The organism is Pseudomonas sp. FW305-96 (genome assembly GCF_058783825.1).
This window is the reverse complement of the sequence record NZ_JBYSYW010000026.1, coordinates 55,794-82,726: the sequence shown is the minus strand read 5'-3', so window position 1 is coordinate 82,726 and position 26,933 is coordinate 55,794. Positions and strand designations below refer to the sequence as shown.

At 66.6% G+C, this 26,933-nt stretch carries 23 protein-coding genes; 12 read left to right on the top strand and 11 right to left on the bottom strand.

Features of this window, described 5'->3' with window-relative positions; genetic code table 11:
* Positions 1 to 694 (bottom strand): LysR substrate-binding domain-containing protein (locus AC3WL2_RS18705; protein ID WP_102685488.1); only part of this gene is annotated, 694 nt, incomplete at its 3' end.
* A 246-nt stretch (positions 695 to 940) separates the two neighbouring features.
* Between AC3WL2_RS18705 and AC3WL2_RS18700 the strand changes: the two genes are divergently transcribed.
* From AC3WL2_RS18700 to AC3WL2_RS18680, 5 genes are all read left to right on the top strand, one after another.
* A complete protein-coding gene (locus AC3WL2_RS18700; RefSeq protein WP_102685487.1) occupies positions 941 to 2,257 on the top strand; it encodes an MFS transporter in 1,317 nt (438 codons plus the stop codon).
* Between the two features lie 14 nt (positions 2,258 to 2,271).
* Complete coding sequence (locus AC3WL2_RS18695; RefSeq protein WP_102690698.1) at positions 2,272 to 3,663, top strand: FAD-dependent oxidoreductase; 1,392 nt, start codon at positions 2,272 to 2,274, stop codon at positions 3,661 to 3,663.
* A gap of 105 nt (positions 3,664 to 3,768) precedes the next feature.
* A complete protein-coding gene (locus AC3WL2_RS18690) occupies positions 3,769 to 4,479 on the top strand; it encodes a YebC/PmpR family DNA-binding transcriptional regulator (RefSeq protein WP_023631852.1) in 711 nt (236 codons plus the stop codon).
* A 126-nt stretch (positions 4,480 to 4,605) separates the two neighbouring features.
* Positions 4,606 to 5,550, top strand: coding sequence for a LysR family transcriptional regulator (locus tag AC3WL2_RS18685; protein ID WP_102683775.1), 945 nt, complete (start codon positions 4,606 to 4,608; stop codon positions 5,548 to 5,550).
* A gap of 78 nt (positions 5,551 to 5,628) precedes the next feature.
* The gene (locus AC3WL2_RS18680; RefSeq protein ID WP_102683774.1) at positions 5,629 to 7,047 is read left to right on the top strand and encodes a DOPA decarboxylase; all 1,419 of its coding nucleotides are present in this window, start codon (positions 5,629 to 5,631) and stop codon (positions 7,045 to 7,047) included.
* A gap of 22 nt (positions 7,048 to 7,069) precedes the next feature.
* Here the strand turns inward: AC3WL2_RS18680 and AC3WL2_RS18675 are convergent, their stop codons facing one another.
* From AC3WL2_RS18675 to AC3WL2_RS18650, 6 genes are all read right to left on the bottom strand, one after another.
* On the bottom strand, positions 7,070 to 7,681 hold the full coding sequence (locus AC3WL2_RS18675; RefSeq protein ID WP_102683773.1) for a TetR family transcriptional regulator C-terminal domain-containing protein: 612 nt from the start codon (positions 7,679 to 7,681) through the stop codon (positions 7,070 to 7,072).
* A 100-nt stretch (positions 7,682 to 7,781) separates the two neighbouring features.
* Positions 7,782 to 8,696 (bottom strand): pyridoxal-phosphate dependent enzyme, encoded by a 915-nt coding sequence (locus AC3WL2_RS18670; RefSeq protein ID WP_102683772.1) that lies wholly within the window; start codon positions 8,694 to 8,696, stop codon positions 7,782 to 7,784.
* Between the two features lie 15 nt (positions 8,697 to 8,711).
* Positions 8,712 to 9,407, bottom strand: coding sequence for a helix-turn-helix transcriptional regulator (locus AC3WL2_RS18665; protein WP_139670157.1), 696 nt, complete (start codon positions 9,405 to 9,407; stop codon positions 8,712 to 8,714).
* Positions 9,408 to 9,547: 140 nt separating this feature from the next.
* Positions 9,548 to 11,251 carry an amidase gene (locus AC3WL2_RS18660; protein WP_102683776.1) on the bottom strand — a complete coding sequence of 568 codons (1,704 nt, stop codon included), beginning with the start codon at positions 11,249 to 11,251 and terminating at the stop codon, positions 9,548 to 9,550.
* 202 nt (positions 11,252 to 11,453) lie between these two features.
* Entirely contained in the window at positions 11,454 to 12,293 is an 840-nt protein-coding gene (gene yghU, locus AC3WL2_RS18655) for a glutathione-dependent disulfide-bond oxidoreductase (protein WP_102683771.1), read from the bottom strand.
* 114 nt (positions 12,294 to 12,407) lie between these two features.
* Positions 12,408 to 13,373 carry a DMT family transporter gene (locus tag AC3WL2_RS18650; RefSeq protein WP_102683770.1) on the bottom strand — a complete coding sequence of 322 codons (966 nt, stop codon included), beginning with the start codon at positions 13,371 to 13,373 and terminating at the stop codon, positions 12,408 to 12,410.
* A gap of 104 nt (positions 13,374 to 13,477) precedes the next feature.
* Here AC3WL2_RS18650 and AC3WL2_RS18645 point away from each other — a divergent pair, with 104 nt between their 5' ends.
* Positions 13,478 to 14,362: a LysR substrate-binding domain-containing protein gene (locus tag AC3WL2_RS18645; RefSeq protein WP_102683769.1), complete on the top strand. Its 885-nt coding sequence runs from the start codon at positions 13,478 to 13,480 to the stop codon at positions 14,360 to 14,362.
* A gap of 144 nt (positions 14,363 to 14,506) precedes the next feature.
* Positions 14,507 to 15,661 (top strand): GGDEF domain-containing protein, encoded by a 1,155-nt coding sequence (locus AC3WL2_RS18640; protein WP_102683768.1) that lies wholly within the window; start codon positions 14,507 to 14,509, stop codon positions 15,659 to 15,661.
* Position 15,662: 1 nt separating this feature from the next.
* On the opposite strand, the gene AC3WL2_RS18635 is transcribed toward AC3WL2_RS18640, so the two are convergent.
* Positions 15,663 to 15,986: a DUF2790 domain-containing protein gene (locus AC3WL2_RS18635; protein ID WP_102683767.1), complete on the bottom strand. Its 324-nt coding sequence runs from the start codon at positions 15,984 to 15,986 to the stop codon at positions 15,663 to 15,665.
* 278 nt (positions 15,987 to 16,264) lie between these two features.
* Here AC3WL2_RS18635 and AC3WL2_RS18630 point away from each other — a divergent pair, with 278 nt between their 5' ends.
* The gene (locus tag AC3WL2_RS18630) at positions 16,265 to 17,608 is read left to right on the top strand and encodes an OprD family porin (protein ID WP_102683766.1); all 1,344 of its coding nucleotides are present in this window, start codon (positions 16,265 to 16,267) and stop codon (positions 17,606 to 17,608) included.
* 99 nt (positions 17,609 to 17,707) lie between these two features.
* Here the strand turns inward: AC3WL2_RS18630 and AC3WL2_RS18625 are convergent, their stop codons facing one another.
* Positions 17,708 to 19,081, bottom strand: coding sequence for an MFS transporter (locus AC3WL2_RS18625; RefSeq protein ID WP_102683765.1), 1,374 nt, complete (start codon positions 19,079 to 19,081; stop codon positions 17,708 to 17,710).
* A 393-nt stretch (positions 19,082 to 19,474) separates the two neighbouring features.
* Here AC3WL2_RS18625 and quiC point away from each other — a divergent pair, with 393 nt between their 5' ends.
* Positions 19,475 to 21,382 carry a 3-dehydroshikimate dehydratase QuiC gene (quiC, locus tag AC3WL2_RS18620; protein WP_102683764.1) on the top strand — a complete coding sequence of 636 codons (1,908 nt, stop codon included), beginning with the start codon at positions 19,475 to 19,477 and terminating at the stop codon, positions 21,380 to 21,382.
* A 126-nt stretch (positions 21,383 to 21,508) separates the two neighbouring features.
* Entirely contained in the window at positions 21,509 to 22,171 is a 663-nt protein-coding gene (locus AC3WL2_RS18615) for a TetR/AcrR family transcriptional regulator (protein ID WP_102683763.1), read from the top strand.
* Between the two features lie 71 nt (positions 22,172 to 22,242).
* Here the strand turns inward: AC3WL2_RS18615 and AC3WL2_RS18610 are convergent, their stop codons facing one another.
* Positions 22,243 to 23,088, bottom strand: a complete 846-nt coding sequence (locus tag AC3WL2_RS18610) for a shikimate dehydrogenase (protein WP_102683762.1) — start codon at positions 23,086 to 23,088, stop codon at positions 22,243 to 22,245.
* Positions 23,085 to 23,534 (bottom strand): type II 3-dehydroquinate dehydratase, encoded by a 450-nt coding sequence (gene aroQ / locus AC3WL2_RS18605; RefSeq protein WP_102683761.1) that lies wholly within the window; start codon positions 23,532 to 23,534, stop codon positions 23,085 to 23,087. Before aroQ ends, AC3WL2_RS18610 begins: the two co-directional genes overlap by 4 nt.
* A gap of 216 nt (positions 23,535 to 23,750) precedes the next feature.
* Between aroQ and mqo the strand changes: the two genes are divergently transcribed.
* Together mqo and AC3WL2_RS18595 are read left to right on the top strand one after the other, a co-directional pair.
* Complete coding sequence (gene mqo, locus AC3WL2_RS18600; protein WP_102683760.1) at positions 23,751 to 25,325, top strand: malate dehydrogenase (quinone); 1,575 nt, start codon at positions 23,751 to 23,753, stop codon at positions 25,323 to 25,325.
* A 349-nt stretch (positions 25,326 to 25,674) separates the two neighbouring features.
* On the top strand, positions 25,675 to 26,823 hold the full coding sequence (locus AC3WL2_RS18595) for a substrate-binding domain-containing protein (RefSeq protein ID WP_102683759.1): 1,149 nt from the start codon (positions 25,675 to 25,677) through the stop codon (positions 26,821 to 26,823).
* Positions 26,824 to 26,933 lie beyond the last annotated feature (110 nt).

Sequence of the window (26,933 nt, the reverse complement as noted above, 5' to 3'; positions counted from 1 at the left end):
CGACCACCGCCTCCCGCGCCGCCTCCCGCCCTTCGACCTGGATCGCCGACCGAATCCGCAACCCCGCCCGCTGCATTTCCTCCTCCAGCGTCTGCCGCGTCACCGACCCCGGCTCGCGCAGCACCAGCGGCGTATCGTCCAGGTCCGCCAGACTGATCTGCCCCCGGCTGGCCCAAGGATGCTGGTGCGAAACGAACGCCACCATCGGGTCACGCCGCATCGGCACGCAGAACAGCCGCTCGTCATCGACATCGCGCCCGAGCAGGGCCAGGTCGGCCTGGTAGCTGAACAACCGCGCCAGCGACTCATCGGTGTTGCCGGTCTCGATCTTCACCTGGATCCCCGGATAGCGCTGGCAGAACCGGGCAATCTGCGGCAGCACATGCACTGGCGCGTCCACCGCCAGGGTCAGGCTACCGGTGTGCAGGGCGCGTGAGTCTTGCAATAGCTCCTGGGCCTCGGCCTCGCAGGCGAACAGGCGCTGGGTGACGCCGAGCAGGCGCTCGCCCAGGTCGGTCAACTGCACCGAGCGTTTGTTGCGGTGAAACAGCAAAACGCCAAAGCGCTCCTCCAGTTTGCGCACCTGGTCGGACACCGCCGGCTGGGTGAGAAACAGCTTTTGCGCCGCGCGGGTAAAGCTGCCTTGCTCGGCAACCGCGTGGAAGGCCTTGAGTTGAGCGTGGGAAACCGACATCGAACACTCCGCTTAAAAGCTGGGCTTATGTGTGAAATACGATAAATCGATTTTATTTATCAGTCAGCAGCTGTTTCCATGTGTTTCAACCCGACGCCTCTGCCACGAGCAACGGCATGTCGGCCATGGCGGCACCACCGCCATCTGACCAGGTGACGTCCCTCCGTCACGCAGTGCGCAACACAACAACAAGACAGGCGTTTCTTCACATTCTGCCGGCACACTCAAACAAGAGGTCAGAGTCAAATGAACCAATCCCTGGGCGCCATCAAGCGCTGGCGCGTGCAGATTTTCGCGATCACCTGGCTGGCCTATGCCGCCTTCTACTTCACCCGCAAGGCCTTCTCGGTGGCCAAGCTCGGCATCGGCGAAGACCCCTCGTTCATGCTCGACAAGGCCGCCATGGCCAACCTCGACGCCATCTACCTGGCCGCTTACGCCGTGGGCCAGTTCACCTGGGGCATGCTCGCCGATCGCTTCGGGCCGCGGGTGGTGGTGCTCGGCGGGCTGCTGATCTCGTCGGCCGCCGCGGTGGTGATGGGCAGTTACGCAACCTTCCCGATCTTCGCTACCTGCATGCTGGTCCAGGGGCTGGCGCAGTCCACCGGCTGGGCGGGCTTGTGCAAGAACATCGGCAGTTTCTTCCCGGCGTCCCAGCGCGGACGGGTACTGGGGCTGTGGAGTTCGTGCTACGCCTTCGGTGGCCTGGTGGCCTCGCCGTTCGCCGGCTGGTGGGCCTACACCCTGGTCGGCACCTGGCACGCGGCATTCTTCTCCAGTGCCGTGGTGGTGGCCGTGGTGGCGGTGCTGTTCTTCATCTTCCAGCGCAACAAGCCCGAGGACGTCGGCCTGCCGGCGGTGGAGCCCGAACCGCAGAGCATGGCCCCGGGGGCGAACCTGTGCAGCGTCTGGGCACCGCTGCGCGAGATCCTGCGCAATCGCACGGTGCTGACCCTGGGCCTGGCCTACTTCATGCTCAAGCCGGCGCGCTACGCGATCTTGCTGTGGGGGCCGGTGATCGTCTTCGAGCAGATGCCCTCGGTGGGCAAGGTCGGCGCGGCGATCATTCCCACGGCCTTCGAGTTGGCCGGGCTGCTTGGCCCGATCCTCATCGGCCTGGCTTCGGACAAGCTGTTCGGCGCCCGGCGCATGCCGGCCTGCGTGATCAGCCTGGTGCTGCTGACCCTGACCCTGGCCGGTTTCATGGCGGCGATGCACAGCGGCAGCGTGGTGCTGGTGGTGGCCCTGCTGTTCGTCATGGGCCTGACCCTGTATGGCCCGGACTCGATGATCAGCGGCGCCGCGGCCATCGATTTCGGCACGGCCAAGGCCGGCGCCACCGCGGCCGGTTTCGTCAACGGCTGCGGCTCGGTGGGCGCGGTGCTTGGCGGCTTGCTGCCGGGCTACTTCGACAGCGTCACGGTATTCATCGTCTTCGCCGGCACCGCGCTGTTCTCCGCCCTGGTGCTGCTGCCGCACTGGAACAGCCGGCCGGCGACGGCCCCCCAGGCCACCGACGTGGCCCCCAATACCGGCATGGCGATCAAGCCACTGCGTACCTAGAGGAAAGCGAGCAGATGAGACCCTTCTGGCTGCAACAGGCCCTGGACCAGGAAGACGAGGCCCTGTGCCCGCCGCTCGCCGGCGATGCGCGCTGCGACGTGTGCATCGTCGGCGGTGGCTACACCGGGTTGTGGACTGCCTTGATGATCAAGGAACAGGCGCCGCAACTGGAGGTGCTGCTGATCGAGGCCGACATCTGCGGCGCCGGGGCCAGCGGGCGCAACGGTGGCTGCGCGCTGTCCTGGTCGGCCAAGTACTTCACCCTCGAACGCTTGTTCGGGGTGGCCGAGGCGGTGCGTCTGGTGGGCGAGTCCGAACGCAGCATCGGCGCCATCGGCGAGTTCTGCGCGGCCAATGACATCCGCTGCGACTTCCGCATGGACGGCACGCTCTACACCGCCACCAACCAGGCCCAGCTCGGCGGCACCGATGCGGTGATCGCCGCGCTGGAGCACCACGGCATCAACTCGTTCCAGCGCCTGGCGCTGGAACAGGTGCAGCGCCTGGCCGGCTCCCAGCGGCATCTGGAGGGCTGGTACTCGCCGGCCGCGGCCACGGTACAGCCGGGGCGGCTGGTGCGCGGCTTGCGCCGGGTGGCCCTGCAGCGTGGCGTGCGCATCCACGAAGGCACGGCGATGACCGGCCTGGAGCATGGCGTGCCGGCACAGGTGCGCACCCGGGCCGGCACCATCCGCGCCGACCGCGTGGTGTTGGGCCTCAATGCCTGGATGGCGCGGGCTTTCCCGCAGTTCGAGCGCAGCGTGGCGATCGTCTCCAGCGACATGGTGATCACCGAGCCGTGTCCCGAGCTGCTGCGTCAGATCGGCCTGGACAGCGGCGTCAGCGTGCTCGACTCGCGGATCTTCGTACACTACTACCACAACACCTCCGACGGTCGGCTGATGCTCGGCAAGGGCGGCAATACCTTTGCCTACGGCGGGCGCATGCTGCCGGTGTTCGACCAGCCGTCGCCGTATCAACCGTTGCTGCGTGACAGCCTGGCCGAGTTCTTCCCGGCGCTGGCCGAGGTGCCGTTGGCGGCGAGCTGGAACGGGCCGTCGGACCGCTCGGTGACCGGCCTGCCGTTCTTTGGCCGGCTCGATGGGCAGGGCAACGTGTTCTATGGCTTCGGCTATTCGGGCAGCGGGGTGGGGCCGTGTCACATGGGCGGGCAGATCCTCTCGTCGCTGGCCTTGGGGCTGGACAACGCCTGGACCCGCTCGCCGCTGGTCAAGGGTCCGCTGGGGCGTTTCCCGCCGGAGCCGGTGCGCTACCTGGGGTCGCTGATGGTGCGCAACGCCATTCGCCGCAAGGAGCGCGCCGAAGACCGCGGCGTGCGTCCACGCGGGCTGGATGTGCGCCTGGCGAAGTTCGCGGCGGCGGCGGGGAAGGCCGACAAGGGCTGAAGCTGATGCGATTTCTTGTCGAACCCGGTGCGCAGGGCGTATAAACTCTCCCCACTTTTTGGCCGGTCGCTTCCTGAACCGGCCGCTGAAACAAAGAGAGTCGATATGGGCGCACAGTGGAAAGCCAAGCATAGAGAAACGGCGGCCAACGCCAAGGGCAAGATCATGGGCAAGCTGGCCAAGGAGATCCAGATCGCCGCCAAGTCCGGCGCCGACCCGGACATGAACCCGCGCCTGCGCCTGGCCATCGTCCAGGCCAAGAAAGCCTCGATGACCCGTGAGACCCTGGAACGCGCGATCAAGAAAGGCGCCGGTCTGGACGGCGAGGCCGTGCAGTACCATGCCGTCAGCTATGAAGGCTTCGCCCCGCACCAGGTGCCGCTGATCGTCGAGTGCCTGACCGACAACGTCAACCGCACCGTGGCGCAGATCCGCGTCCTGTTCCGCAAGGGCCAGCTGGGTGCCAGCGGTTCGGTGGCCTGGGACTTCAACCACGTCGGCCTGATCGAGGCGACCCCGGAAGGCGACGCCGACCCGGAAATGGCAGCCATCGAAGCCGGTGCCCAGGACTTCGAGGACGGCGAGGAAGAGGGTTCGACCCTGTTCATCACCGATACCACCGACCTGGATGCCGTGCAGAAGGCCCTGCCCGAGCATGGCTTCACCGTCACCTCGGCGAAGATCGGCTACACCCCGAAAAACCCGGTGAGTGCGGCCAGCCTGAGCGCCGAAGCCCTGGCCGAGGTCGAGGCCTTCCTCGAGGCTATCGACGAGAACGAAGACGTGCAGAACGTCTATGTCGGCCTGACTGACTGATTGGTGCTTCAGGGGCCGCTCTGCGGCCCAATCGCCGGCAAGCCGGCTCCCACAGGGTTGCGCAGATGCCTGTGGGAGCCGGCTTGCCGGCGATGAGGCCTTTAGACTCACCCAAGGGGAGCTTGCATGAACCCCACCTTCGCCTCCCTCAGCCTCGCCCACCTGCGTACCCTCGACTGCCTCCTGCAGCTGAAGAACCTCAGCCACGCCGCCGAGCGCCTGGGCTGCAGTCAATCGGCGCTGAGCCGCCAGCTGGCCAGCCTGCGCGAGGCTTTCGACGACCCGCTGCTGGTGCGCCAGGGGCGTGGCTATGTGCTCAGCGAACACGCCGAAACGCTGGTCGAGCCATTGCGCCAGGTACTGGACGAGCTCAACGCCCTGCGCCAGCCCGCAGCGTTCGACCCGGCGCGCTGCGAACGGCGCTTCTGTCTGGCGGCCTCGGACTACGTGGCCGAACATATGCTGCCGCAGCTGGTGAAAGCATTGGAGCAGGAGGCGCCGGGGGTGTCGCTGGAGTACCGCACCTGGCAGGCCGGGCAGTACGCCTTGCTCGCCAGCGGCGAGATCGACCTGGCCACCACGCTGTTCGACGAGTCGCCACCCAACCTGCACGGCCGGCTGCTGGGTGAGGACCGGGCGGTGTGCCTGATGCGCCATGACCATCCGCTGAGCGCCCGCGGCGAACTGAGCCAGGACGACTACCTGGCCTTCAAGCATGTGCGGGTGTCCGGTGGCGGCGACAAGGACAGCTTCATCGACCGCCATCTGCGCGCCCAGGGGCTGCAACGGCGCGTCAGCCTGGAGGTGCCGTTCTTCAGCGCGATGGTCCAGGTGGTCGGCAACGGCCAGGCGCTGGCCACGGTGCCCGAGCATATCGCCCGGCAACTGGCGCGGTTGCATGGGCTGAGCTGGCGGCCGATGGGCTTTGTCGAGCACACCCAGCGTTACTGGGTGGTATGGCATCAGCGTCTGCAGGCCTCGGCCGAACATCGCTGGCTGCGTAACCGGGTGTTCGAGGTGTGGCGCCAGTCGCAGTTCGGCGTGCAGGGTGGGCATGCGCCTTTGCCATAGCAGCTATGCGTGAAGCGGGGTTATTCGGTGGGTGATGGAGGCCTAGACTGCGAGGCATTGTCAGCCAGGAGACCGCCCATGACCCCCGAACAATTCCGCCAGTACGGCCACCAACTGATCGACCTGATCGCCGACTACCGCCAGACCGTCGGCGAGCGCCCGGTCATGGCCCAGGTCGAACCCGGCTACCTCAAGGCCGCGCTGCCCCAAGGCGCGCCGCAGCAAGGCGAGCCGTTCGAGGCCATCCTCGCCGACGTCGACAAGCTGGTGATGCCCGGCCTGTCCCACTGGCAGCACCCGGACTTCTACGGCTACTTCCCCTCCAACGGCACCCTGTCGTCGGTGCTCGGCGACTTCCTCAGCACCGGCCTGGGCGTGCTCGGCCTGTCGTGGCAGTCCAGCCCGGCCCTCAGCGAACTGGAGGAAACCACCCTCGACTGGCTGCGTCAGCTGCTGGGCCTGAGCGGGCAATGGAGCGGGGTGATCCAGGACACCGCCTCGACCAGTACCCTGGTGGCGCTGATCTGCGCCCGCGAGCGTGCCACCGACCATGCCCAGGTGCGCGGCGGCCTGCAGGCCCAGGGCAAGCCCCTGGTGGTCTACGTCAGCGCCCATGCCCACAGCTCGGTGGACAAGGCCGCGCTGCTGGCCGGATTCGGCCGTGAAAACATTCGCCTGATCCCTACCGACGCGCACTACGCCATGCGCCCGGAGGCGCTGCGCGAAGCCATCGCCCAGGACCTCGCCGCCGGCAACCAGCCCTGCGCCGTGGTTGCCACCACCGGCACCACCACCACCACCGCGCTGGACCCGCTGCGCCCGATCGGCGAGATCGCCCAGGCCAACCAGCTGTGGCTGCACGTGGACTCGGCCATGGCCGGTTCGGCGATGATCCTCCCGGAATGCCGCTGGATGTGGGACGGCATCGAGCTGGCCGACTCGGTGGTGGTCAATGCCCACAAGTGGCTGGGCGTGGCCTTCGATTGCTCGATCTACTATGTGCGTGACCCGCAGCACCTGATCCGGGTGATGAGCACCAACCCCAGCTACCTGCAGTCGGCGGTCGATGGCGAGGTGAAGAACCTGCGCGACTGGGGCATTCCCCTGGGGCGTCGGTTCCGCGCCTTGAAACTGTGGTTCATGCTGCGCAGCGAAGGTGTCGAGGCCCTGCAGCAACACCTGCGCCGCGACCTGGAAAACGCGCAGTGGCTGGCCGCGCAGGTGGAGGGGGCTGCCGCGTGGGAGGTGTTGGCGCCGGTGCAGTTGCAGACCTTGTGCATCCGCCATCGCCCGACAGGTCTCGAGGGCGAGGCGCTCGATGCCCACACCCGCGCCTGGGCCGAGCGCCTCAACGCCTCGGGTGATGCCTATGTGACCCCGGCGACCCTGGATGGACGCTGGATGGTACGGGTCTCGGTGGGGGCGCTGCCCACCGAGCGCGAGCATGTCGAGCGGCTGTGGGCGCGGTTGCAGGGGGTGGTAGCTGAACAAGCCTGAAGCTATCGCTATAATCTTTACGCTATAGCGAATGGGCAAAAAAGGGCGTGGGGCGCAGGCCACGCAAGAGCAGCTCGGCCTGGGCCTGGGTCGAGGCGCGGGATGGCTTGATCTGCCCTGAGCTGCCGGGGGCCATGCCGAAGCGGAAGGTCGCCAGGGACGTAGACCACAGGTACAGCAGCAGGTGCTCGGGCGTGGTCCGCACGATCAGCCCGCGCTCCATCCACTGCGCCAGGCAGGCCAGCGTCTGCCTGGCACTGCCGCGCAGCAGCTCGGCGCGTTCACCGGGCAGTTGCCGGGCGCCATGCAGCATTTCCTTGAGCCAGACGCGCACCGCGCCTGGGTGTTGGCGCGCCACCTCGGCCTTGGCCTTGAAGTAGCGGGGCAGGGCCTGTTCGGGGTGAGCCTCCGGCACCAGGCTGCGCGAGGCGCGCAGCAAGGGTTCCATCACCAGGTCGAGCACTGCGGTGTAGAGCAGGCGTTTGTTGCGGAAGTAGTAGAACACGTTGGCCCTGGGCAGCCCGGCGCGGGCGGCGATAGCGTCGACCCGGGCGGCGGCGAAACCATGGTGGGCGAATTCCTCGCTGGCGGCGGCGAGGATCAGTTGCAGGTTGCGATCACGGATACTGGGCATGGCAAACACGTACTTCTGAATCGATATGTTCAAAAGTATATAGCGGTAGCGTGTTCGCCGACAGCTGCCCAGGCTCGTGTTCAAGCGAGCCTGTGTCGGATCAGCAGGCTTCGCGCCAGGCGCGGATCTGCTCCAGCGTTGCGGTGGCGCCACCGCAGACGATCACCAGGACATTGCCAAAGGCCGCCACTGCCTCTGGGTGTTCGAGCAAGGCCAGCGCCGCGCCGCAGGCCGGCTCCACCAGCAGACGGTGATCGCGCAGCAGGCGTTCGCAGGCGTCGAGCGCCTCGCGATCACTCACCAGGTGGCTGACCACCGGGTGCTGGCGGGTGCAGGCCAGCGCCTGTTCGGCTATCCGCTTGGCGCCCAGTGAAGTGGCGACCGAGGTGATCCCCGGCAGTTCCACGGTGTGCCCGGCAGCCATGGCCGCGTGCAACGACGCCGCGCCTTCGGTTTCCACGGCCAGCACCGGCACATCCTGCCAGCCATTGCGCTGCAACCCTTCGACCACGCCGCGCAGCAGGCCGCCGCCGCCAACCGACAGCACCACCGCATCCGGCTTGCAGCCGGCCTGGGCCACTTCATCGATCATGCTGGCGTGGCCGGTCCACAGCAGCGGGTCGTCGAACGGGTGGATGAAGGCGTCACCCGCGCCCAGCAGGGTCTGCGCGTGCTCGTTGGCTTCCTGCCAGGAGCTGCCGCGCACCACCACGCTGGCGTCTTCCAGGCGCAGCAGTTCCTTGGCCCGTTCGGTGGTGGTCTCGGGCACCACCACGGTCACCGGCACGCCGAGCTTGCGGCCGGCGTAGGCCACCGCCAGCCCGGCATTGCCGCCGGATGAGGAGACGAAGTGACGGGCGCCGCGAGCATGGTGCACCTCGCAGGCGTGGCCGACGCCGCGCAGCTTGAACGAGCCACAGGGTTGCAGGGCTTCGAGCTTGAGCCATACCGGGCGGCCGGCGCTCAGCGACAGCGGACGGGATTCGATCAGTGGGGTAGGGATATGCAAGGGCATGGTGGGCTCCGTGGCTCAGTCGCGGGCAGCCGCGGCGGGCTCGCCGCGCAGCTGTTCCAGGTAGTTGTAGACGGTGTAGCGGGTCACGCCGAGGGCCTCGGCGGCTTTCTCGACGCCGCCCTTGACGATGAACAGGCCGCGCTCCTGCATCACGCGCACGGCCTCGACCTTGGCCTGCTTGGTCATCCGTCCCTGGCCGCTGCGCTGCAGCGCGTCCTGGATGATCCCGGCCATCAACGCGGTCATGTCCGCTGGCTCGTCGCCTGGCACCGTCGCCGGTGTGGCGCCCAGCGGTTGGAAGTGCCGCAGGAATGCCATCGCCGCATCCAGGCCGGTGACGTCGGTGTTCACGCACAGGCTGGCGAAGGGCTGTCCGGTGCTGTCACGGTAGATCGCCGTGGCGCTGCGCAGGCTGCGCCCCTTGAGGGTGGTGGGGTAGTCGGGCAGCACCACAGGGTCGCAGCCCTGCTGGTCGGCGGCGGCCTGCATCAAGGCCTTGAACCCTTGGTCCTGTTCGGGAGCGGCGAGTATCGGGCTGCCGACCTGGCGGCCGGAGAGCTCGCCATTGACGATCGCCACCACCGAGCGTTCCGGGTGTTCGAGGTCGTGCAGAAGGATTTCCACATTGCGCGGGACGACGCTGCCCAGCGCCTGCAGGGCGGTCTTGAGCACGTTCAGGGTGAGCTGGCGTTCGTGGGCGAGGGTGAGCATGATCGGCACCAGATTCAATATTGTGTTGAATATTACACAAAAAGTTGAATTTGGCGAAGGTGTCGAACGCTCAAAAGCAATCGCGGGGCCCTCCCGTTCCTACCCAGGGCAGGAGCGGAAGGGCCCCGCGATCAGGTGCGTCAGCCCAGTTTCGGCGTACGCGGCGGGACGATGCGGCGCGAGCCGGTGGACTCGAAGGCGGCGGCGAATTTCAACAGATTGTTGTCGCTGTACGCCTTGCCCGCGAAGGTCAGGCCCACCGGCATGCCGATGTCGGCCATCACGCCCATCGGCACGGTCACGGTCGGCACGCCCAGGTGACGGATCGCCAGGTTGCCGTTGGCCACCCAGATGCCGTTGCTCCAGGCGATGTCTGCCGATTCGGGGTTCACATCGGCGTCCGCCGGGCCGACATCGGCCACGGTGGGGAACAGCACCGCGTCCAGGCCCTGGGCGTCCATCCAGTCTTCCAGGTCGAGCTTGCGGGTGGCTTCCAGGCCGCGCAGGCCGTCGGGCACGGTGGCGATCTGGTCCCAGCTCTTCAGGCCGCGCTTGGCCATGTTGACGTACTCGTCCATGCCGGCGGCGAGGTCGTCTTCACGGTTGGGCAGGGTGCCGGGGTCGTGGGGGAAGATCTGCGGGCCATCGACATCGGCCAGGCGGTTGAGCTTGGGATCGTCGTTGGCGCGCAGGAAGTCGTCGAAGGCCCAGCCGGACAGTTCCCACAGTTCGTCATGCAGGAACTCCTTGCTGACGATCCCACGGGTGAACACGGTCGGCGCGCCGGGGCGATCGCCCTCGCAATTGGAAACCAGCGGGAAATCGGTCTCGAGCACTTCGGCACCGGCCGCTTCCAGGGCCTGGCGGGCTTGCTGCCACAGCTCGATCACGCTGGCACGGGTATTGATGCGCTGGCCGGTCGGGCCGCCGATACCGGGCTTCTCCGAGGTGCCGGCTTCGGCGTCGGCATTGATGTACATGCGTGGCACGGCGAAGCGCTTGCCCTTGAGCGACTCGGCGCCCGTGGCCAGCTCCAGGTACGAGGCGGGGCGCACGCTCGAGGCGGCCGGGATCGGCACCCAGGGTTGCAGGCGCCACAGGTCGCCGCGCTTGTCGGCGTCGTCGGCCACCACCACGTCGAGGATCTCCAGCAGGTCGGCCATGGTCCGCGCATAAGGTACGACCACGTCCATGGTCGGCGTCAGCGGCCAGTTGCCGCGCACCGAGATCACCCCGCGCGACGGGGTGTAGGCGCACAGGCCGTTGTTCGAGGCCGGGCCGCGGCCACTGGACCAGGTTTCCTCGGCCAGGCCGAAGGCGCTGAAGCTGGCGGCGGTGGCGGTGCCGGCACCGTTGGAGGAGCCGGAGGCGAAGGGGGCGGTCAGGTAGGCGGCGTTGTACGGGCTCTCGGCACGGCCATACACGCCACGTTGCATGCCGCCATTGGCCATCGGCGGCATGTTGGTCTTGCCCAGGCAGATGGCGCCGCCGGCGCGCAGGCGCTCGACGGTGAAGGCGTCGCGCTGGGCGACCAGGTCCTTGAATGCCGGGCTGCCGGAGGCGGCAGTCAGGCCCTTGACCAGGTAGCTGTCCTTGGCGGTGTAGGGGATGCCATCCAGCGGGCCGAGGGTTTCGCCACGGGCACGGCGGGCATCGGAGGCTTCGGCCTCTTTCAGGGCCTCGGGGTTGCGCACCACCACGGCGTTGAGCCGCGTGGCGGTGTCGGCGCCGTCGTAGGCGTCGATGCGGGCCAGGTACGCCTTGACCAGCTCGACGGCCGTCGTGCGGCCGGACTCGAGCGCGTCGCGCAGCTCGGCAATGGAAACCTCGGTTACCTCGATCATGCTGTCACCACAGTTGTGCAGGTGGAAAATCATGGCGGCGAGTGTAGCAAGAAGGTCCCGATGGGCGCAGGCATGCAGCGGGGAAATGGTTGGTTGCAGCCAGGCAATCGAACGGCAGGTCGGTGTGCGCAGTTGCCTATGCCCCTCGAGGCATAGGCAACACGAATGAGGCGTACGCGTCGCTATGTGCGGGGTGACTGGGTCACTCCAGGTCGCTGGCCGCGTGGCGCTCCGCCACCTGGCTGGCTTCCTCGCCCCAGGTGCGGTTGATGCGGGTACCACGCTGCACCGCCGGGCGCTGGGCGATGGCCTCTGCCCAGCGCTGCACATTGGCGTATTCGTCCACCGCGAGGAACTCGGCCGCGCCGTACAGGTTGCCGCGCACCAGTTGGCCATACCAGGGCCAGACGGCGATGTCGGCGATGCTGTACACGTCGCCGCCCAGGTAGGCGCTTTCAGCCAGGCGCCGGTCGAGCACGTCGAGTTGGCGCTTGGCTTCCATGGTGAAGCGGTTGATCGCGTATTCGAACTTTTCCGGCGCGTAGACGTAGAAGTGGCCGAAACCACCGCCCAGATAAGGTGCGGCGCCCATCTGCCAGAACAGCCAGTTGAGGGTCTCGGTGCGTGCGGCCAGGTCCTGGGGCAGGAAGGCGCCGAATTTTTCCGCCAGGTACAGCAGGATCGCGCCGGACTCGAACACCCGCACCGGCGGTTCGACGCTGCGGTCGAGCAGGGCGGGGATCTTCGAGTTGGGGTTGACCTGCACGAAGCCGCTGCCGAACTGGTCGCCTTCGCCGATACGGATCAGCCACGCGTCGTACTCGGCGCCGCCGTGGCCGAGGGCCAACAGTTCTTCCAGGAGGATGGTGACCTTGACCCCGTTGGGCGTGGCCAGGGAGTAGAGCTGCAGCGGATGCTTGCCGGTGGGCAGCGGCTTGTCGTGGGTGGCGCCGGCCACCGGGCGGTTGATGCTGGCGAACTGGCCACCGGAAGGGGCCTCGAAGGTCCAGACCTTGGGCGGGACATAAGGGGGCTTGCTCATTGAGATCTCCTGGAGGGCGCGATGCGGCCGGGTAAGGACGTGGACAGCCTTTCTATGCCATGGGTTCGCCGTGCAGGGCAAATGCCATGCGTGCCCGCAGCGGATGCATGGCGCCTACAGGGACCGCGCCGAGGCCGGAATCGGTGCGGTTGGCGCCTCTGGCTTTTTCGCCGGTTTCAGCCGCGATACCCCGAACAGCACCAGGACCAGCCCGGCCACCTGGTACAAGGAGATCGCCTCGCTGAGGATCAGCCATGAGGCCAGCATCGTCAGCACCGGCCCCAGGTTGCCCACCGCCGCCGTGTGCGTGGGCCCGAGGCGCTGGATCGCCAGCGCCACCCAGTAGATCGGCAGCACCGTGGAGAACAGCGCCATCAATGCTGCGTTGAGCCACACCGTGCCGGGCAGCTGCAGCAGCGGCGCGACATCGGCCACCAGCAGGTAGTGGGCCAGCACCATCAGCGAGGAGGCGGTGCCGCACAACCCGGCCAGGCGCATCGAATTCATGCGCTTGAGCATCATGCCGGTGCCCGAGTAGTACAGGGCATAGGTGACCGCGCTGGCGAACACCCACAGCGAGCCGACCAGCACCGCATTGCCGCCGCCCGAGGCGCTGATGTCGTGGACAAAGGCGATGCCCAGCCCCAGGTAGCACAGGCCCATGGCCGCCAGGGTGCGCAGGGTCGGGCGTTCGCGCTGGACGATGGCCTGGATCACCAGCACCAGGGTCGGGTAGGTGAACAGGATCAGCCGCTCGAGCCCGGCACTGATGTATTGCAGGCCGTAGAAGTCGAACAGGCTGGCCAGGTAGTAGCCGAACAGGCCAAGCAAGGCCACCCGCAGGCCGTCGCCGGCGCTCAGCGGCGCGCCGCCCTGGCCACGGCTGGCCCACACCAGCCAGGCGAACAGCGGCAGCGACAGGGCCATGCGCAGTGCCAGCAGGCTGATGGCGTCCACCGGGCCTGCGGCATAGGCGAGCTTGACGAAGATGGCCTTGAAACTGAAGCCCAGGGCGGCGAGTACGGCGTACAGGCTGCCGTTGGCAAGGGCGCGCTGGAGCGGGGCGGGCAGGCGGGTCATGGCGGGTCCGTGGCACAGAGGAGGTGTGGTTTATTCTGCGCAGAACACACCCGCGCTAGAATCGCTTTTTCTCGAACATGGCGTTCTGATTTGGAGAAGCCCTGATGCACTTCGACCTGGCCGACCTGCGGCTGCTCGCCGCCATTGCCGCCACCGGTAGCCTGAGCAAGGCGGCGGCGACCTTCCCGGTGGCGGTATCGGCCGCCAGCACCCGCCTGCGCCTGTTCGAGGCGCGCAGCGGGTTGACCCTGTTCCTGCGCAAGGCCGACGGTATGCAGCTGACCCCGGCCGGGCGCCTGGTGCTGGAGTCGGCGCGGGGCGTGCTGGGCGAGGCGCAGAAGCTGCAGGACACGCTGCGCGAACTCGCCGGCCAGCGGCGCATCACCCTGCACCTGGCGGCGTCCACCGTGACCAACAGCACCCTGTTGCCGGCCGTGCTCGGGCCGTTCCTGGCCGACTACCCGGAGGTGGACCTGCAACTGGTCGAGCACAAGAGCATCGATGTGCTGCGGGTGGTGCTGGCCGGGGAGTGCGAGATCGGCGTGTACGACGGCAACCTGGTCAACGAGGGCGTGGTGTCGCTGCCGTTTCGCACCGAGCGCCTGGTGCTGCTGGTGCCGCTCGATCACCCGTTGGCCGGGCGCGGCCAGCTGCGCCTGGCGGACGCGCTGGGCTTTCCCTTCGTCTGCCTGCCCGCCGAGCGTGCCATGCAGCGCTTTGTCGAGGAGCTGGCGATGAACCTGGCCATGCCGCTGAAGGTGCGGGTGCGCGCGCCCAGCTTCGAAGCCATCGCCCAACTGGTGGCCCAGCACGCGGGTATCGCCATGCTGCCGGAAACGGCGGCGCTGCGCGCCGAGCAGGAGCTGGCGGTGCGCCGTGTGGCGCTTGAGGAGCGTTGGGCGACCCTGGAACTGCGTATCTGTTTCCGTAGCTGGGAGGCGCTCAGCTCGCACGGGCGACAGCTGGTGAGCTTCCTCTCTGGGCAATGACAGGTGACTGTCGTCGAGTATTCGGATGAATGGGTTGGTCGTCCGAGCGCCATCATTTGGATATCATTTATGCCTGTGCAATGGCCCTTGAACGCATACAATCACCGTTCTGAACGGTAACCCAGATACAGGCCACTTCCACCCATGGCGTTCGACGCTTCCACCATGCTGACCCTCACCATCGCGCTGGCCGCGGCCGCCGCGCTTTATCTGGCCGTGGAGTGGCGCAGCGTGCGCGAGTCCTCGCTGCTGTGCTGGAGCGCCAGCTTCGCCACCATCAGCGTCGGTTCCTCGCTCGCCTTGCTGCGTGGCAGCGGATATCTGTTCATCGGTATCTGGTTCGCCAACGGCATGCTCGTGGCTGCCCACTGGCTGTTCCTGCTGGGGGTGTCACGCTTTACCGAAACCCGCCTGTCACGGCTCTGCTACCTGGCCCCGCTGGCCTGGCTGAGCCTGTTGCTGTTGCCGCAGTGGCCCACCTGGTCGAAGACCTTCCTGGTGGCCAACTCGCTGCTGGTCGCCGCGTTCACCCTGTACGCCAGCGCATTGTTGCGCCCGCACGGCAAGTCGTTCAGTGTCGGCGCGGTGCAGCTGCGCTGCATCCTGCTGCTGCACGGGCTGTTCTACCTGGCCAAGACGCTGCCGGCGCTGCTGCCGGGGACACTGATCGACCTGACCGCGTTTCGCGGGCAGATCATCCAGGTGTCGCTGGTGGAAGGGGCCATGGCGATCATGCTGATTGCCCTGTCGATGACCGGCACCGTGCGCTACCGCCGCGAGGAGCGCATCGAGCGCCTGGCCGCGCGCGATCCGCTGACCGCGCTGTACAACCGCCGTGCCCTGGAAATGCGCGCGGCGAACCTGTTCAACGAGGTTTCCCCGGCAAACCCCGGGGCCTTGCTGCTGATCGACATCGACCACTTCAAGCTGGTCAACGACCTGCATGGGCATGCCGCCGGCGACCGCCTGCTGGTGGCCTTGAGCGAGATGATCCGGGCCATGCTGCCGGAGCGGGCGATCGCCGCACGGCTGGGCGGCGACGAGTTCGTGATCCTCCTGGCCGGGGCTTCGCGCGAAGCCATCCAGCGCCTGGCCGAGGCCCTGCGTCAGCAGTTCCAGGGCACCGCCGAACAGGCGTTCCGCACCCCCGAGGCGGTGACCCTGAGCATCGGCGCCAATCTGTTCGACCGCCCGCCGGCCAGCCTGGCGGCGTTGATCGAGCAAGGCGACGTGCTGCTGTACGCCTCCAAGCGCAGCGGGCGCAACAGCCTGCAACTGGTGGACGGGCTGCGCGGCTGAACTACTTGTTGTTGATGCACTGCGACTGCACCGCGTAGCGCACGGTGCGCAAGGTGCCCTGGCTGTCTTCGAAGGTCATCAGCCGTGGCACCACCTCGCAGGTGCGCGGGTCGCCCGATTGGCGCACGAGGCGGGCAACGTCGAGCTTCATGCCATAGCGGTAGTCGACGATCTCCGGCATGGGCTTCGCCCGCTTGGCCGCATAGGCCGCCACGGCCTGCTGGTGGTCCGCCAGCAGCTGTTCGCTGTCCAGCCTGGAAAAGCCGCTGGCCTGGGTCGAGAGGGAAAGCACCAGCAGGGCGGCGGTGAGGGTCGGTCGTAGCATGGTCGTGCCTCCGAAAAGTTCGTTTCGCAGACCACGCTAGCGATGCCCGGCCAACAGGGGCATGACGGCCGGGTTACAGATCTGAAAGCTGGGCGCGCACGCAGCTTCCCCGGCTGCGCATGACACGATTGTAATGCCCGCATCACCTTCCCGTTATCCGCCAGCAGCGAGCATCAGGCTCGGCCAATGGGGCTGGGTGCGTGCGCATCTGGCCAGACCAGGGAGGCTCCAGCGCCAGGGCCTGACAACAAGAACAGCCGCAATCGAAGGAGCAGTGGATGAAGAGCAATCCGACACTTTCCCTGGCCGCCCTGGTGGCGCTGGCCGGCTTCGGCCCGGCGGCCTGGGCCGCAGAAGAGCAGAAGGAAGGGTTCATCGAGGGCAGCCGCCTGAGCGTGCTCAACCGCAATTACTATTTCAATCGCGACCATCGCGATGGCCCGGCCCCCACCTACAACAGCGGCAAGGACAGCGGCAACGGCTACTCCGAAGCCTGGGCCCATGCCGTGATCACCCGCTTCGAGTCCGGCTTCACCCAAGGCACGGTGGGCGTCGGGGTGGACGCCTTCGCCATGCTCGGGCTCAAGCTCGACACCGGTGGCGGGCGCAACGGTGGGCGCAGCTCGTTCGACGTGCTGCCGGTGGACCGCGATGGCCAGGCTCGCGACGAATACACCAAGCTCGGCGGCGCGGCCAAGGTGCGCCTGTTCGACACCGTGCTGCGGGTGGGCGATGTGTTCCCGGTCAACCCGGTGGTGGCGGCCGGTGACTCGCGGCTGTTGCCGGAAAGTTTTCGCGGCGTGACCCTGGAGAACACCAGTGTGCAAGGCCTGACGCTGCAGGCCGGGCGCCTGCACGCCATGAGCCAGCCGGTGTCCAGCGACTTGCGCGACAACTTCGTGACGTTCTACGGCGGCCCGGTGGATTCGCCGTGGATCGCCTACGGCGGTGGCGACTACGCGATCAACGAAAACGTCAGCGTCAGCCTGTTCGGCAGTCGCTTGAAGGATGTGTGGAACCAGTACTACGCCGGCACCAGCGTGACCTGGCCGTTGTCGGATGAGCTGGCGCTGATCGGCGGGTTCAATTTCTACAACGCCAGGGACGAAGGGCGTCAGCGCCTGGGCCAGTTCGACAACGACATCTGGAGCGCCAAGCTCGGCGTGCGCTACGGCGCCCATACCCTGGCCCTGACCCACCAGCGCAACAACGGCGACGACGACTTCGACTACCTGCGCCAGTCCGATTCGATCTTCCTCGACAACTCCATCCAGTACAGCGACTTCAACTCGCCGAAAGAGCGCTCATGGATGCTGCGCTACGACTTGAACATGGCCGCCTACGGTTTGCCGGGGCTGTCGTTCATGACCCGCTATGGCCGTGGCAGGGACGCCGACTACAGCCATGCCAACGCCTACTACATGCGCCGCGACGGCAACGGCGACCCGCTCACCGACCAGAAGCGCTGGGAGCGCGACATCGAGGTCAAGTACGTGGTGCAGACCGGCGCGGCCAAGGACCTGGCACTGCGCGTGCGCCAGGCCACCACCCGGGCGACAGCCTTCGAGTCGGACCTGGACGAGGTACGGGTGATCGTCGAGTACCCGTTGTCGATTCTCTGAACCACACGGATTCACCTTGAGAAGCCCCTGTGCTCCTTTGGTTGCGGGGGAATGTCTTGACGCCTCTGACGAGGCGTCTTTCTTTCGGCACCGCCGATGTCAGTGGCCGAACGCTTTCAAGCTGCCCTTGCGGCTCGCTTCATAGGCTTCCCGCGCCATGGGTCGTGCCTGCGGGTTGCCCAGGTCTTCCATTGCCAGCCGGTGGGTTTCCGGTGCCAGGTAGGCGGCCAGCGCGCACACGCAGGTAATGAGGAACGCCAGCCCGCCGACCACCAGCGGGATATTGTCCGAGCCCGGCGGCGCGACTGCGGCGAACAACGCCGGCAGCATGGCAGTGATCATGGTGCCGAGGTTCTGCGCGATGGCCATGGCCGAGACCCGGTAGCGGGTGTGGAACAGCTCCGGATAGAAGCTCGGGAACACTGCGTTGTAGCCCTGGTAGACCATGCCCCACATGATGATCGAGGCGGCGAAGGCCAGCGGCACGTTCTGGATGCTGATCGCATACAGGTAGACGAAGGCCAGCAGGCCGGAGCCCAGGCAACCGGCGATCATGGTCGGGCGCCGGCCGATCCTGTCGCTGAGGTTGCCGACGAAGGGGATCACCAGCACCGCGACGATGTTGCCCACCACCGGGATCCACAGGTACACGCTCTTGTCAAAGCCGATACCGTAGGCCGGCTGCACCGCGTAGGCCGCGCCGAAGATGGTGGCGACCACCGGGATCACGTTCATCAGCGCCATGAACATCACCAGCACCATGTGCTTCCAGCTGTGGCGGAAGGCCTCGCTGATCGGCGACTTGGCCACCTTGTCCTGTTTCTCTTCCCTAACGAAGGCCGGAGTCTCGTGAACCTCCTTGCGGATGATGAAGCCAGCCACCAGCACCAGCGCGCTCATCAGGAACGGAATGCGCCAGCCCCAGTCGTTGAAGGCCTCGCTGGGCATGAAGTAGGCCAGCGGCAGGAACACCGCGGCGGCCATCACCTGGCCGGCCTGCACCCCTTGCAGGGTGTAGCTGGCGTAGTAACCACGCCGGCCGAACGGCGCGTGCTCCATGATCATCGAGCTGGCGCCGGAGATCTCGCCGGCCACGGCGAAGCCCTGGACCAGGCGCAGCAAGACCAGCAGTGCCGGGGCCAGCAGGCCGACATCGTGGTAGGTCGGCAGCAGGCCTACGGCCATGGTCGACAGGCCCATGAGGAACATGCACAGCAGCAGCACGTTCTTGCGCCCGCGGGTGTCGCCCCAGTGGCCAAGCACGAAGGCGCCCACCGGGCGCGCCAGGTAACCCACGCCGTAGGTGGCCAGCGAGGCGATGATGGCCATCTTCGGGTCGGCGGACGGGAAGAAGATCTGCGGGAAGATCAGCGCCGCGGCCTGGGCGTAGATGAAGAAGTCGTAGTACTCGAGGGCAGAGCCGATCCATCCGCTGGCGGTGGCTTTCTTGGCTTGGGAACTTGAGCGGGCCATGTTGTCTCCGTTGTTCTTGTCAGGGGCCGGATTGGTCAGCGCTTGAGGCGCGGGCAGGGGCTGTGTGGAGAAGACGAACGAGGCGGCGCGGATCGCAGGGCGAGCAAGGTGTGCATAGGTCGGTACCCGTTTTCTTGAACTTATTATGTGGTGACGTTGGGTATTGCAGCGCAGGTTCCGCCGAACGACCGGCGTGGCGGCGGGAAGGGGCGGCGGGCCTGCGACTGGTGTTCATGGTTGTTCACGGGGGTGGGTGACGCAATTCGCTGGAACGGGTTTTGTTCGGTAATCGAACAAAAACTAACTGTTCCGTACAAAGTTCGTTGCCGGGGCGACTTTACCTGCGAATAATCGATCGTGCCAGGCCTCACTCAATAACAAGGAACACCCGCCATGCACCGTTCGATTGCCACCGTTTCCTTGAGCGGCACCCTGCCGGAAAAGCTCGAAGCCATCGCCGCCGCCGGTTTCGACGGCGTCGAGATCTTCGAGAACGATCTGCTGTACTACGCCGGCAGCCCCCGCGAAGTGCGCCAGTTGTGCGCGGACCTGGGGCTGGCCATTACCCTGTTCCAGCCGTTCCGCGATTTCGAGGGCTGCCGCCGCGACCGCCTGCGCAAGAATCTCGACCGCGCCGAGCGCAAGTTCGACCTGATGCAGGAGCTAGGCACCGACCTGGTGCTGGTGTGCAGTAATGTCCAGCCCGACGCCCTGGGCGACGAACAGTTGCTGGTGGACGACCTGCGCCTGCTCGCCGAACATGCCGGCGCGCGGGGCCTGCGCATCGGCTACGAGGCCCTGGCCTGGGGGCGCCACGTCAATACCTGGCAACAGGTGTGGAACCTGGTGCGCCAGGCCGACCACCCGGCACTGGGGGTGATCCTCGACAGCTTCCATACGCTGTCGCTCAGGGGCGACCCCAGCGGCATCCGCGATATCCCTGGCGAGAAGATCTTCTTCGTGCAGATGGCCGATGCGCCGATCCTGGCCATGGATGTGTTGGAGTGGAGCCGGCACTTCCGCTGCTTCCCCGGCCAGGGGGAAATGGACCTGGCGGGCTTTCTGGCGCCGATCCTGGCCAGCGGCTATCGCGGCCCGTTGTCGCTGGAGATCTTCAATGACGGTTTCCGCGCGGCGCCACCCCGGCAGAACGCCGCCGATGGCCTGCGCTCGCTGCTGTACCTGGAGGAGAAGACCCGCCGCCAGCTCGAGCGCGAGGCGCGGGCGGTCGAGCCGGGCGTGCTGTTCGCGCCGCCGGCCGCCAGCCGCTACGACGGCGTGGAGTTCCTCGAGTTCGCCGTCGACGAGGCGGTCGGCGCACGCCTGGGCGCCTGGCTCAAGCGCCTGGGCTTCGCCGAGGCCGGCGAGCACCGCAGCAAGGCCGTGCGTCTGCTGCGCCAGGGCGATATTAACATCGTCCTCAATGGTGAACCTTATTCGTTCGCCCACAACTTCTTCGAAGCCCATGGCCCGTCACTGTGCGCCACGGCCTTGCGGGTCAACGCTGGCCAGGACGCCCTGCAGCGCGCCATGGGCTACCGTGGCCAGCCGTTCCGCGGCCTGGTCGGCCCCAACGAGCGCGAGATCCCGGCGGTGCGCGCACCGGACGGCAGCCTGTTGTACCTGGTGCAGCCCGACGGCAACGGCCAGACCCTCTACGACACCGATTTCCGCCTGGACCCGACAGCCCGCGCCAGTGGTGGCCTCAAGCGAATCGACCACATGGCCCTGGCGTTGCCGGCCGAGGCGCTGGACAGCTGGGTGCTGTTCTACAAGAGCCTGTTCGACTTCACCGCCGACGACGAGGTGGTGTTGCCCGACCCCTATGGCCTGGTCAAGAGCCGTGCCCTGCGCAGCCACTGCGGCACCCTGCGGCTGCCACTGAACATCTCGGAAAACCGCAACACCGCCATCGCCCATGCCCTGGACAGTTATCGCGGCTCGGGCGTGCACCACGTCGCCTTTGACTGTGACGACATCTTCCGCGAGGTGGCCAGGGCCAAGGAGGCCGGCGTGCCGTTGCTGGAAATCCCGCTGAACTACTACGACGACCTGGCGGCGCGCTTCGACTTCGACGACGAGTTCCTCAGCGAGCTGGCGTACTACAACGTGCTGTACGACCGCGATGCGCAGGGCGGCGAGCTGTTCCACGTGTACTCCGAGCCGTTCGAAGGGCGGTTTTTCTTCGAGGTCATGCAGCGCAAGGGCGGCTATGCCGGCTATGGCGCGGCCAACGTGGCGGTGCGCCTGGCAGCGATGGCCAAGGCGCGCAGCGGGGCAGGGCGCAAGGTGGTGTTGTGAGCGAGGCCCTTGGCCGGCGACGGCGCCTCTAGGCCAAACCTGACCACCCGACCAACACCGCGCTTCCCAGCATCGCCCGGCTCACGGATAATCGCCCGGATTACTACAACGAGCCTGTGAGTCGGTATGAGTGATTCGGTCGTCAAGCCTGAAGTCGAAGGCCTGCGCAAGACGCGCAAGAACAATCCGGAAAAGACCCGCGAGAACATTCTCCAGGCCGCCATCACCGAGTTCGTCCAGCAGGGCCTGGCGGGCGCCCGGGTCGATGCCATTGCCGAGCGCACCGCCACCTCCAAGCGCATGATCTACTACTACTTCGGCAGCAAGGAGCAGTTGTACGTCGAGTGCCTGGTCAAGCTCTACGGCGACATTCGCAAGACCGAGCACAGCCTGGACCTCGACTCGCTGGCGCCCGAGCAGGCGATCCAGCGCCTGGTGGAGTTCACCTTCGACCACCACGCCAACAACGTCGATTTCGTGCGCATTGTCTGCACCGAGAACATCCACTACGGCGAGTACGTCAAGCAGTCGCCGGTGATCCGCGAGATGAGCAGCATGGTGCTCGACGCGCTGGGCAAGATTCTCGCCCGTGGCGTTGCCCAGGGCGTGTTCCGCCCCGGCATCGAAGTGATCGACCTGCATATGCTGATGAGCTCGTTCTGCTTCTACCGGGTGTCCAACCGCCATACCTTTGGCGACATCTTCCAGATCGACCTGTCCGACGAGCAGGTCAAGCAGCGTCACAAGCAGGTAATCTGCGAGGCGGTGATGCGTTACATCAAGGCCTGAATGCAAGCGCGGGGCAAACCCGCTCCCTCTTCCATGGGAGCGGGCTTGCCCCGCGATGAGCTGCCTGGCGACTAGAAACTGGCGAAATGCGCCTGCATCCGCGTGGCATCCGCCGGGCGTCCACTGAACAGCTCGAACGCCTTGACCGCCTGGAACACTGCCATGGTGCCGCCATCGAGGGTGCGACAGCCCAGGGCCCGGGCCTGGCGCAACAGCTCGGTCTCCAGCGGAAAATAGATGATCTCCGCCACCCAAAGCCCTGCGTGCAGCAACGCCGGCGGCAAGGGGGTGCCCGGCAGCTTGGCCATGCCCACGGGCGTGGTGTTGACCAGGCCATCGGCGCCGGCCAGGGTCTCGGCCAGATCGTTGCCGAGCATGGCGCGGCCCGCGCCGAAGCGCTGTGTGAGATTGTCCACCAGCGCCTGGGCGCGGGCCGGATCCACCTCGAACACGTGCAGTTGCTCGACGCCTTCGGCCAACAGTGCGTGAGCCACCGCCGCGCCCGCGCCACCCGCGCCCAGCTGCACCACGCGGCGTCTGGCCACCCCGGGCAGGCCCCGGCGCAGACCTTCGGCGAAGCCCAGGCAGTCTGTGTTGTGGCCGACCCGCCTGCCATCGCGCAGCACCACGGTGTTCACCGCGCCGATGCCACGGGCCTCGTCCGACAGCTCGTCGAGCAACGGCAGGATCGCCTGCTTGAACGGGAAGGTGATGTTGAGCCCGCTGAACCCGGTGCGTTGGGCCGCGTCGAGCAACGCGGGCAGGGCGCTGTCGTCCAGGCCCAGCTGGTCGGCGTCGATCAGCCGGTACAGGTAGCGCAGCGCCTGGGCGTCGCCTTCGCGCTCGTGCAGCGCCGGTGTGCGCGAGGCCTGGATGCCACGGCCGATGAGGCCGGCGAGGATGCCTTGGGTGCTCATGCCGCGTGCTCGCGCAGGTGCTCGCTGAAATAGCCCAGGGCCATGCGGTAGCCATGGCTGCCAAGGCCGCAGATGACTCCCACGGCGATGCTGGAGACGAACGACAGGTGACGGAACGGCTCGCGCTTGTGCACGTTGGACAGGTGCACTTCGATCACCGGCAGTTCACTGGCCACCAGGGCATCGCGGATGGCCACCGAGGTGTGGGTCCAGGCGGCGGGGTTGATCACGATGCCGTGGCAGCGGCCACGGGCGGCGTGAATCCAGTCGAGCAGCTCGCCTTCGTGGTTGGTCTGGCGGAACTCCAGTTCCAGGCCCAGTTCGCGGGCACTGCCGGCGCACAGGCTGGCCAGGTCGGCAAGGGTTTCATGGCCGTACTGGGTAGGTTCGCGGGTACCCAGCAGGTTGAGGTTGGGGCCGTTGAGCACGAGGATTCGGGGTGTCATGGCGGGTATCGCTTTGTTGTTTTTGAATACTCCGATATTTGTACTATCTGGTTAGTTTCGTCAAATCCCGAAGGATTGAAAACGGGCGATTATCGAACTGGGTGTACTGGCCTTGTCGCGGGGCAAGGGACCAGAAAACACTGCGACCATGCCCGAGCAAAACACTCGGCTAAGCTTGTCCTCCAGGCGCACGGAATGACCAAAACGGGAGAGCACATGAACATCTACAAAACGCCCAGATGGGCATTGGCGGCCCTCACCCTGGCCCTGGGGCTGCATGCCCAGGCCGCCGACAGCAAGCGCGTCGATGTGCTGCTGGTGGGCGGCGGCATCATGAGTTCCACCCTGGCGGTGTGGCTCAACGAGCTGGAGCCGGGCTGGTCGATGCAGATGGTCGAGCGCCTGGACAAGGTGGCCGAGGAAAGCTCCAACGGCTGGAACAACGCCGGCACCGGTCACTCGGCGCTGGCCGAGCTCAACTACACGCCGGAGAAGGACGGCAAGATCGACATCAGCAAGGCGGTGGAGATCAACGAGTCGTTCCAGGTCACCCGTCAGTTCCTCGCCTGGCAGGTCAAGCAGGGCATGCTGAAGAACCCGCGCTCGTTCATCAATACCACGCCGCACATGAGTTTCGTCTGGGGCGACGACAACATCCGCTTCCTCAAGAAACGCTACGAGGCGTTGCAGGCCAGCCCGCTGTTCAAGCCGATGCAGTACTCCGAGGATCACGCGCAGATCGCCAAATGGGTGCCGCTGATGATGCAAGGGCGCGACCCCAACCAGAAGCTCGCCGTCACCTGGACGCCGATCGGCACCGATGTCAATTTCGGCGAGATCACCCGCCAGTACGTGGGCTACCTGCAGACCCGGCCGAACTTCGACCTCAAGCTGTCCAGCGAGGTGCAGGACATCACCCGTAACGACGACGGCAGCTGGCACGTCGAGTACAAGAACCTCAATGACGGCGGCACCGCGAGCACCGACGCCAAGTTCCTTTTCATCGGTGCCGGCGGCGCCGCGCTGCACCTGCTGCAGAAGTCGGGCATCGACGAGGCCAAGGACTACGCCGGCTTCCCGGTGGGCGGCTCGTTCCTGGTCACCGACAACCCGGCCATCGCCCAGCGCCACATGGCCAAGGCCTACGGCATCGCCGCCACCGGCGCGCCACCCATGTCGGTGCCGCACCTGGACACCCGGGTACTCGATGGCAAACGCATGATCCTGTTCGGGCCGTTCGCCACCTTCTCCACCAAGTTCCTCAAGGAGGGCTCGCTGCTCGACCTGTTCGCCAGCATGTCGCTGCACAACACCTGGCCGATGGTGCGGGTCGGGGTGCGCGAGTTCGACCTGGTGCAATACCTGATCGGCCAGCTGATGCAGTCCGACGACGACCGCTTTGCCGCGCTGCAGACCTACTTCCCCGAGGCGAAGAAGGAAGACTGGCGCCTGTGGCAGGCCGGGCAGCGGGTGCAGATCATCAAGAAGGACGACAACCTGGGCGGGGTGCTGAAGCTGGGTACCGAGGTGGTCACCGCCAAGGACGGCAGCATCGCCGGTCTGCTCGGCGCCTCGCCGGGCGCCTCGACCGCGCCGCCGATCATGCTCGACCTGCTGAACAAGGTGTTCAAGGACAAGGTGGCCACGCCTGAGTGGCAGGCGAAGATCAAGCAGATCATCCCCTCCTATGGCATCCGCCTGAACGAGCACCCCGACAAGGTCCAGGAAGAGTGGACCTATACCAGCGAACTCCTGCAACTGGCATCGCCCAGCGAGGTGGCCGCGCCCTGAAAGTCCGGCCATGACCAACCGGCCACTGTGAAGTGGCCGGCGCTGGCACACTGTTTTTTCTCCCCTTGGCCCAACTCCCGAGTGCCTGATTCGCCATCCTCCGGAGCGTCCCCTCCCGTACCGCCTGCGCCGGCTCATGGCCAGCCCGCCGCACACCCGAAAAGCGCCCGCCGACACCCGAGCTTTTCCCCGCCGAACTCCCGATGTTTTTTCCTTTGCCTGTCACCACAAGCTGCGAATGTTGGCCCCGTGGACAGGCCTCAGCCCCTCTGGATCAGGGTATACGGCCTGTGGCCACAGCAATGCGCGACCCACTCAACGTATGAACACGACGATAGGAGATTGCTTCATGTTTAAGCGTACTGTGATCGCCGCCTCCCTGGTGGCTGCTACCCTGGCTTCGGCCCAATCCATGGCTGCTGTTGTCGGTGGCGGCGCCACCCTGCCGGAAAACCTCTACAACGGCACCTCGAGCCTGCCGCGCCTGCTGCCGGCCGACTTCAGCTACACCGGTGTCGGCAGTGGTGGCGGCAAGACGGCGTTCCTGACCAACGCAGCGGCCTCGATCAACCAGCCGGCCGGCACCAACGTCGACTTCGCCGGCAGCGACTCGGTCCTGAGCGCCTCGGAGCTGTCGACCTACAACAGCAGCAAGGCCGCCACCTGGGGCAAGCTGGTGCAGATCCCATCGGTGGGCACCTCCGTTGCCATTCCCTACAAGAAGTCGGGCGTGACCAACCTGCAACTGACCGGCGCCCAGCTGTGCGGCGTGTTCTCCGGTACCACCACCACCTGGGGCCAGCTGCTGGGCACCGCCGACGCCACGCCGATCAAGGTCATCTACCGCTCCGGCAGCAGCGGCACCACCGAGCTGCTGTCGCGCTTCCTGGCTGACGCCTGCCCATCGTCCTTCGTGGTCAGCAGCACCTTCACCACCGCCAACGTCGGCAGCGAACCGGCCACCTGGCAAGCCGTCGCCGGCAGCGCCGATGTGGTCAACGCGGTCAACGCCACCGATGGCACCATCGGCTACGTCAGCCCTGACTATGTCGCCACCGGCAACAACGCCGTGGTCGCCCGCGTCAGCAAGAACGCCATGGCCGCCGGTACCGCGCCACTGCCAACCGCCGCCAACGCCCGCACCGCCCTGGGTACCGCTGTCGCCCCGAGCACCGCAGCCGACCGCGCCGACCCAAGCAAGTGGGTGCCGATCTTCAACGCCGGTGGCGTGGTACCGACTTCGGGCTATCCGATCGTCGGCTACACCAACCTGCTGGTCGGCCAGTGCTACCAGACCGCCGCCGATGCCACCGCCATCCGCAGCTTCCTGAACGATCTGTACACCGGTGCCAAGGCCGCCACCATCGCCCAGCACTCCTTCGTCAGCCTGCCGGCCGCCTACGCCGCCGAGATCAAGAAGGTGTTCCTGGACAACGGCTACAACGAAGGCACCAACATCGCCAACGCTTCGGTCTGCAACGGTATCGGCCGTCTGTAAGCGTCACGCGAAGCGCCAGGCCCGCAACGGGCGGACAACCGACGGTGGCCGGCACGGCACCGTCGGTTTTCGCGTGTGCGCGTACCCCAGGCAGATGAACTTTGCATGAC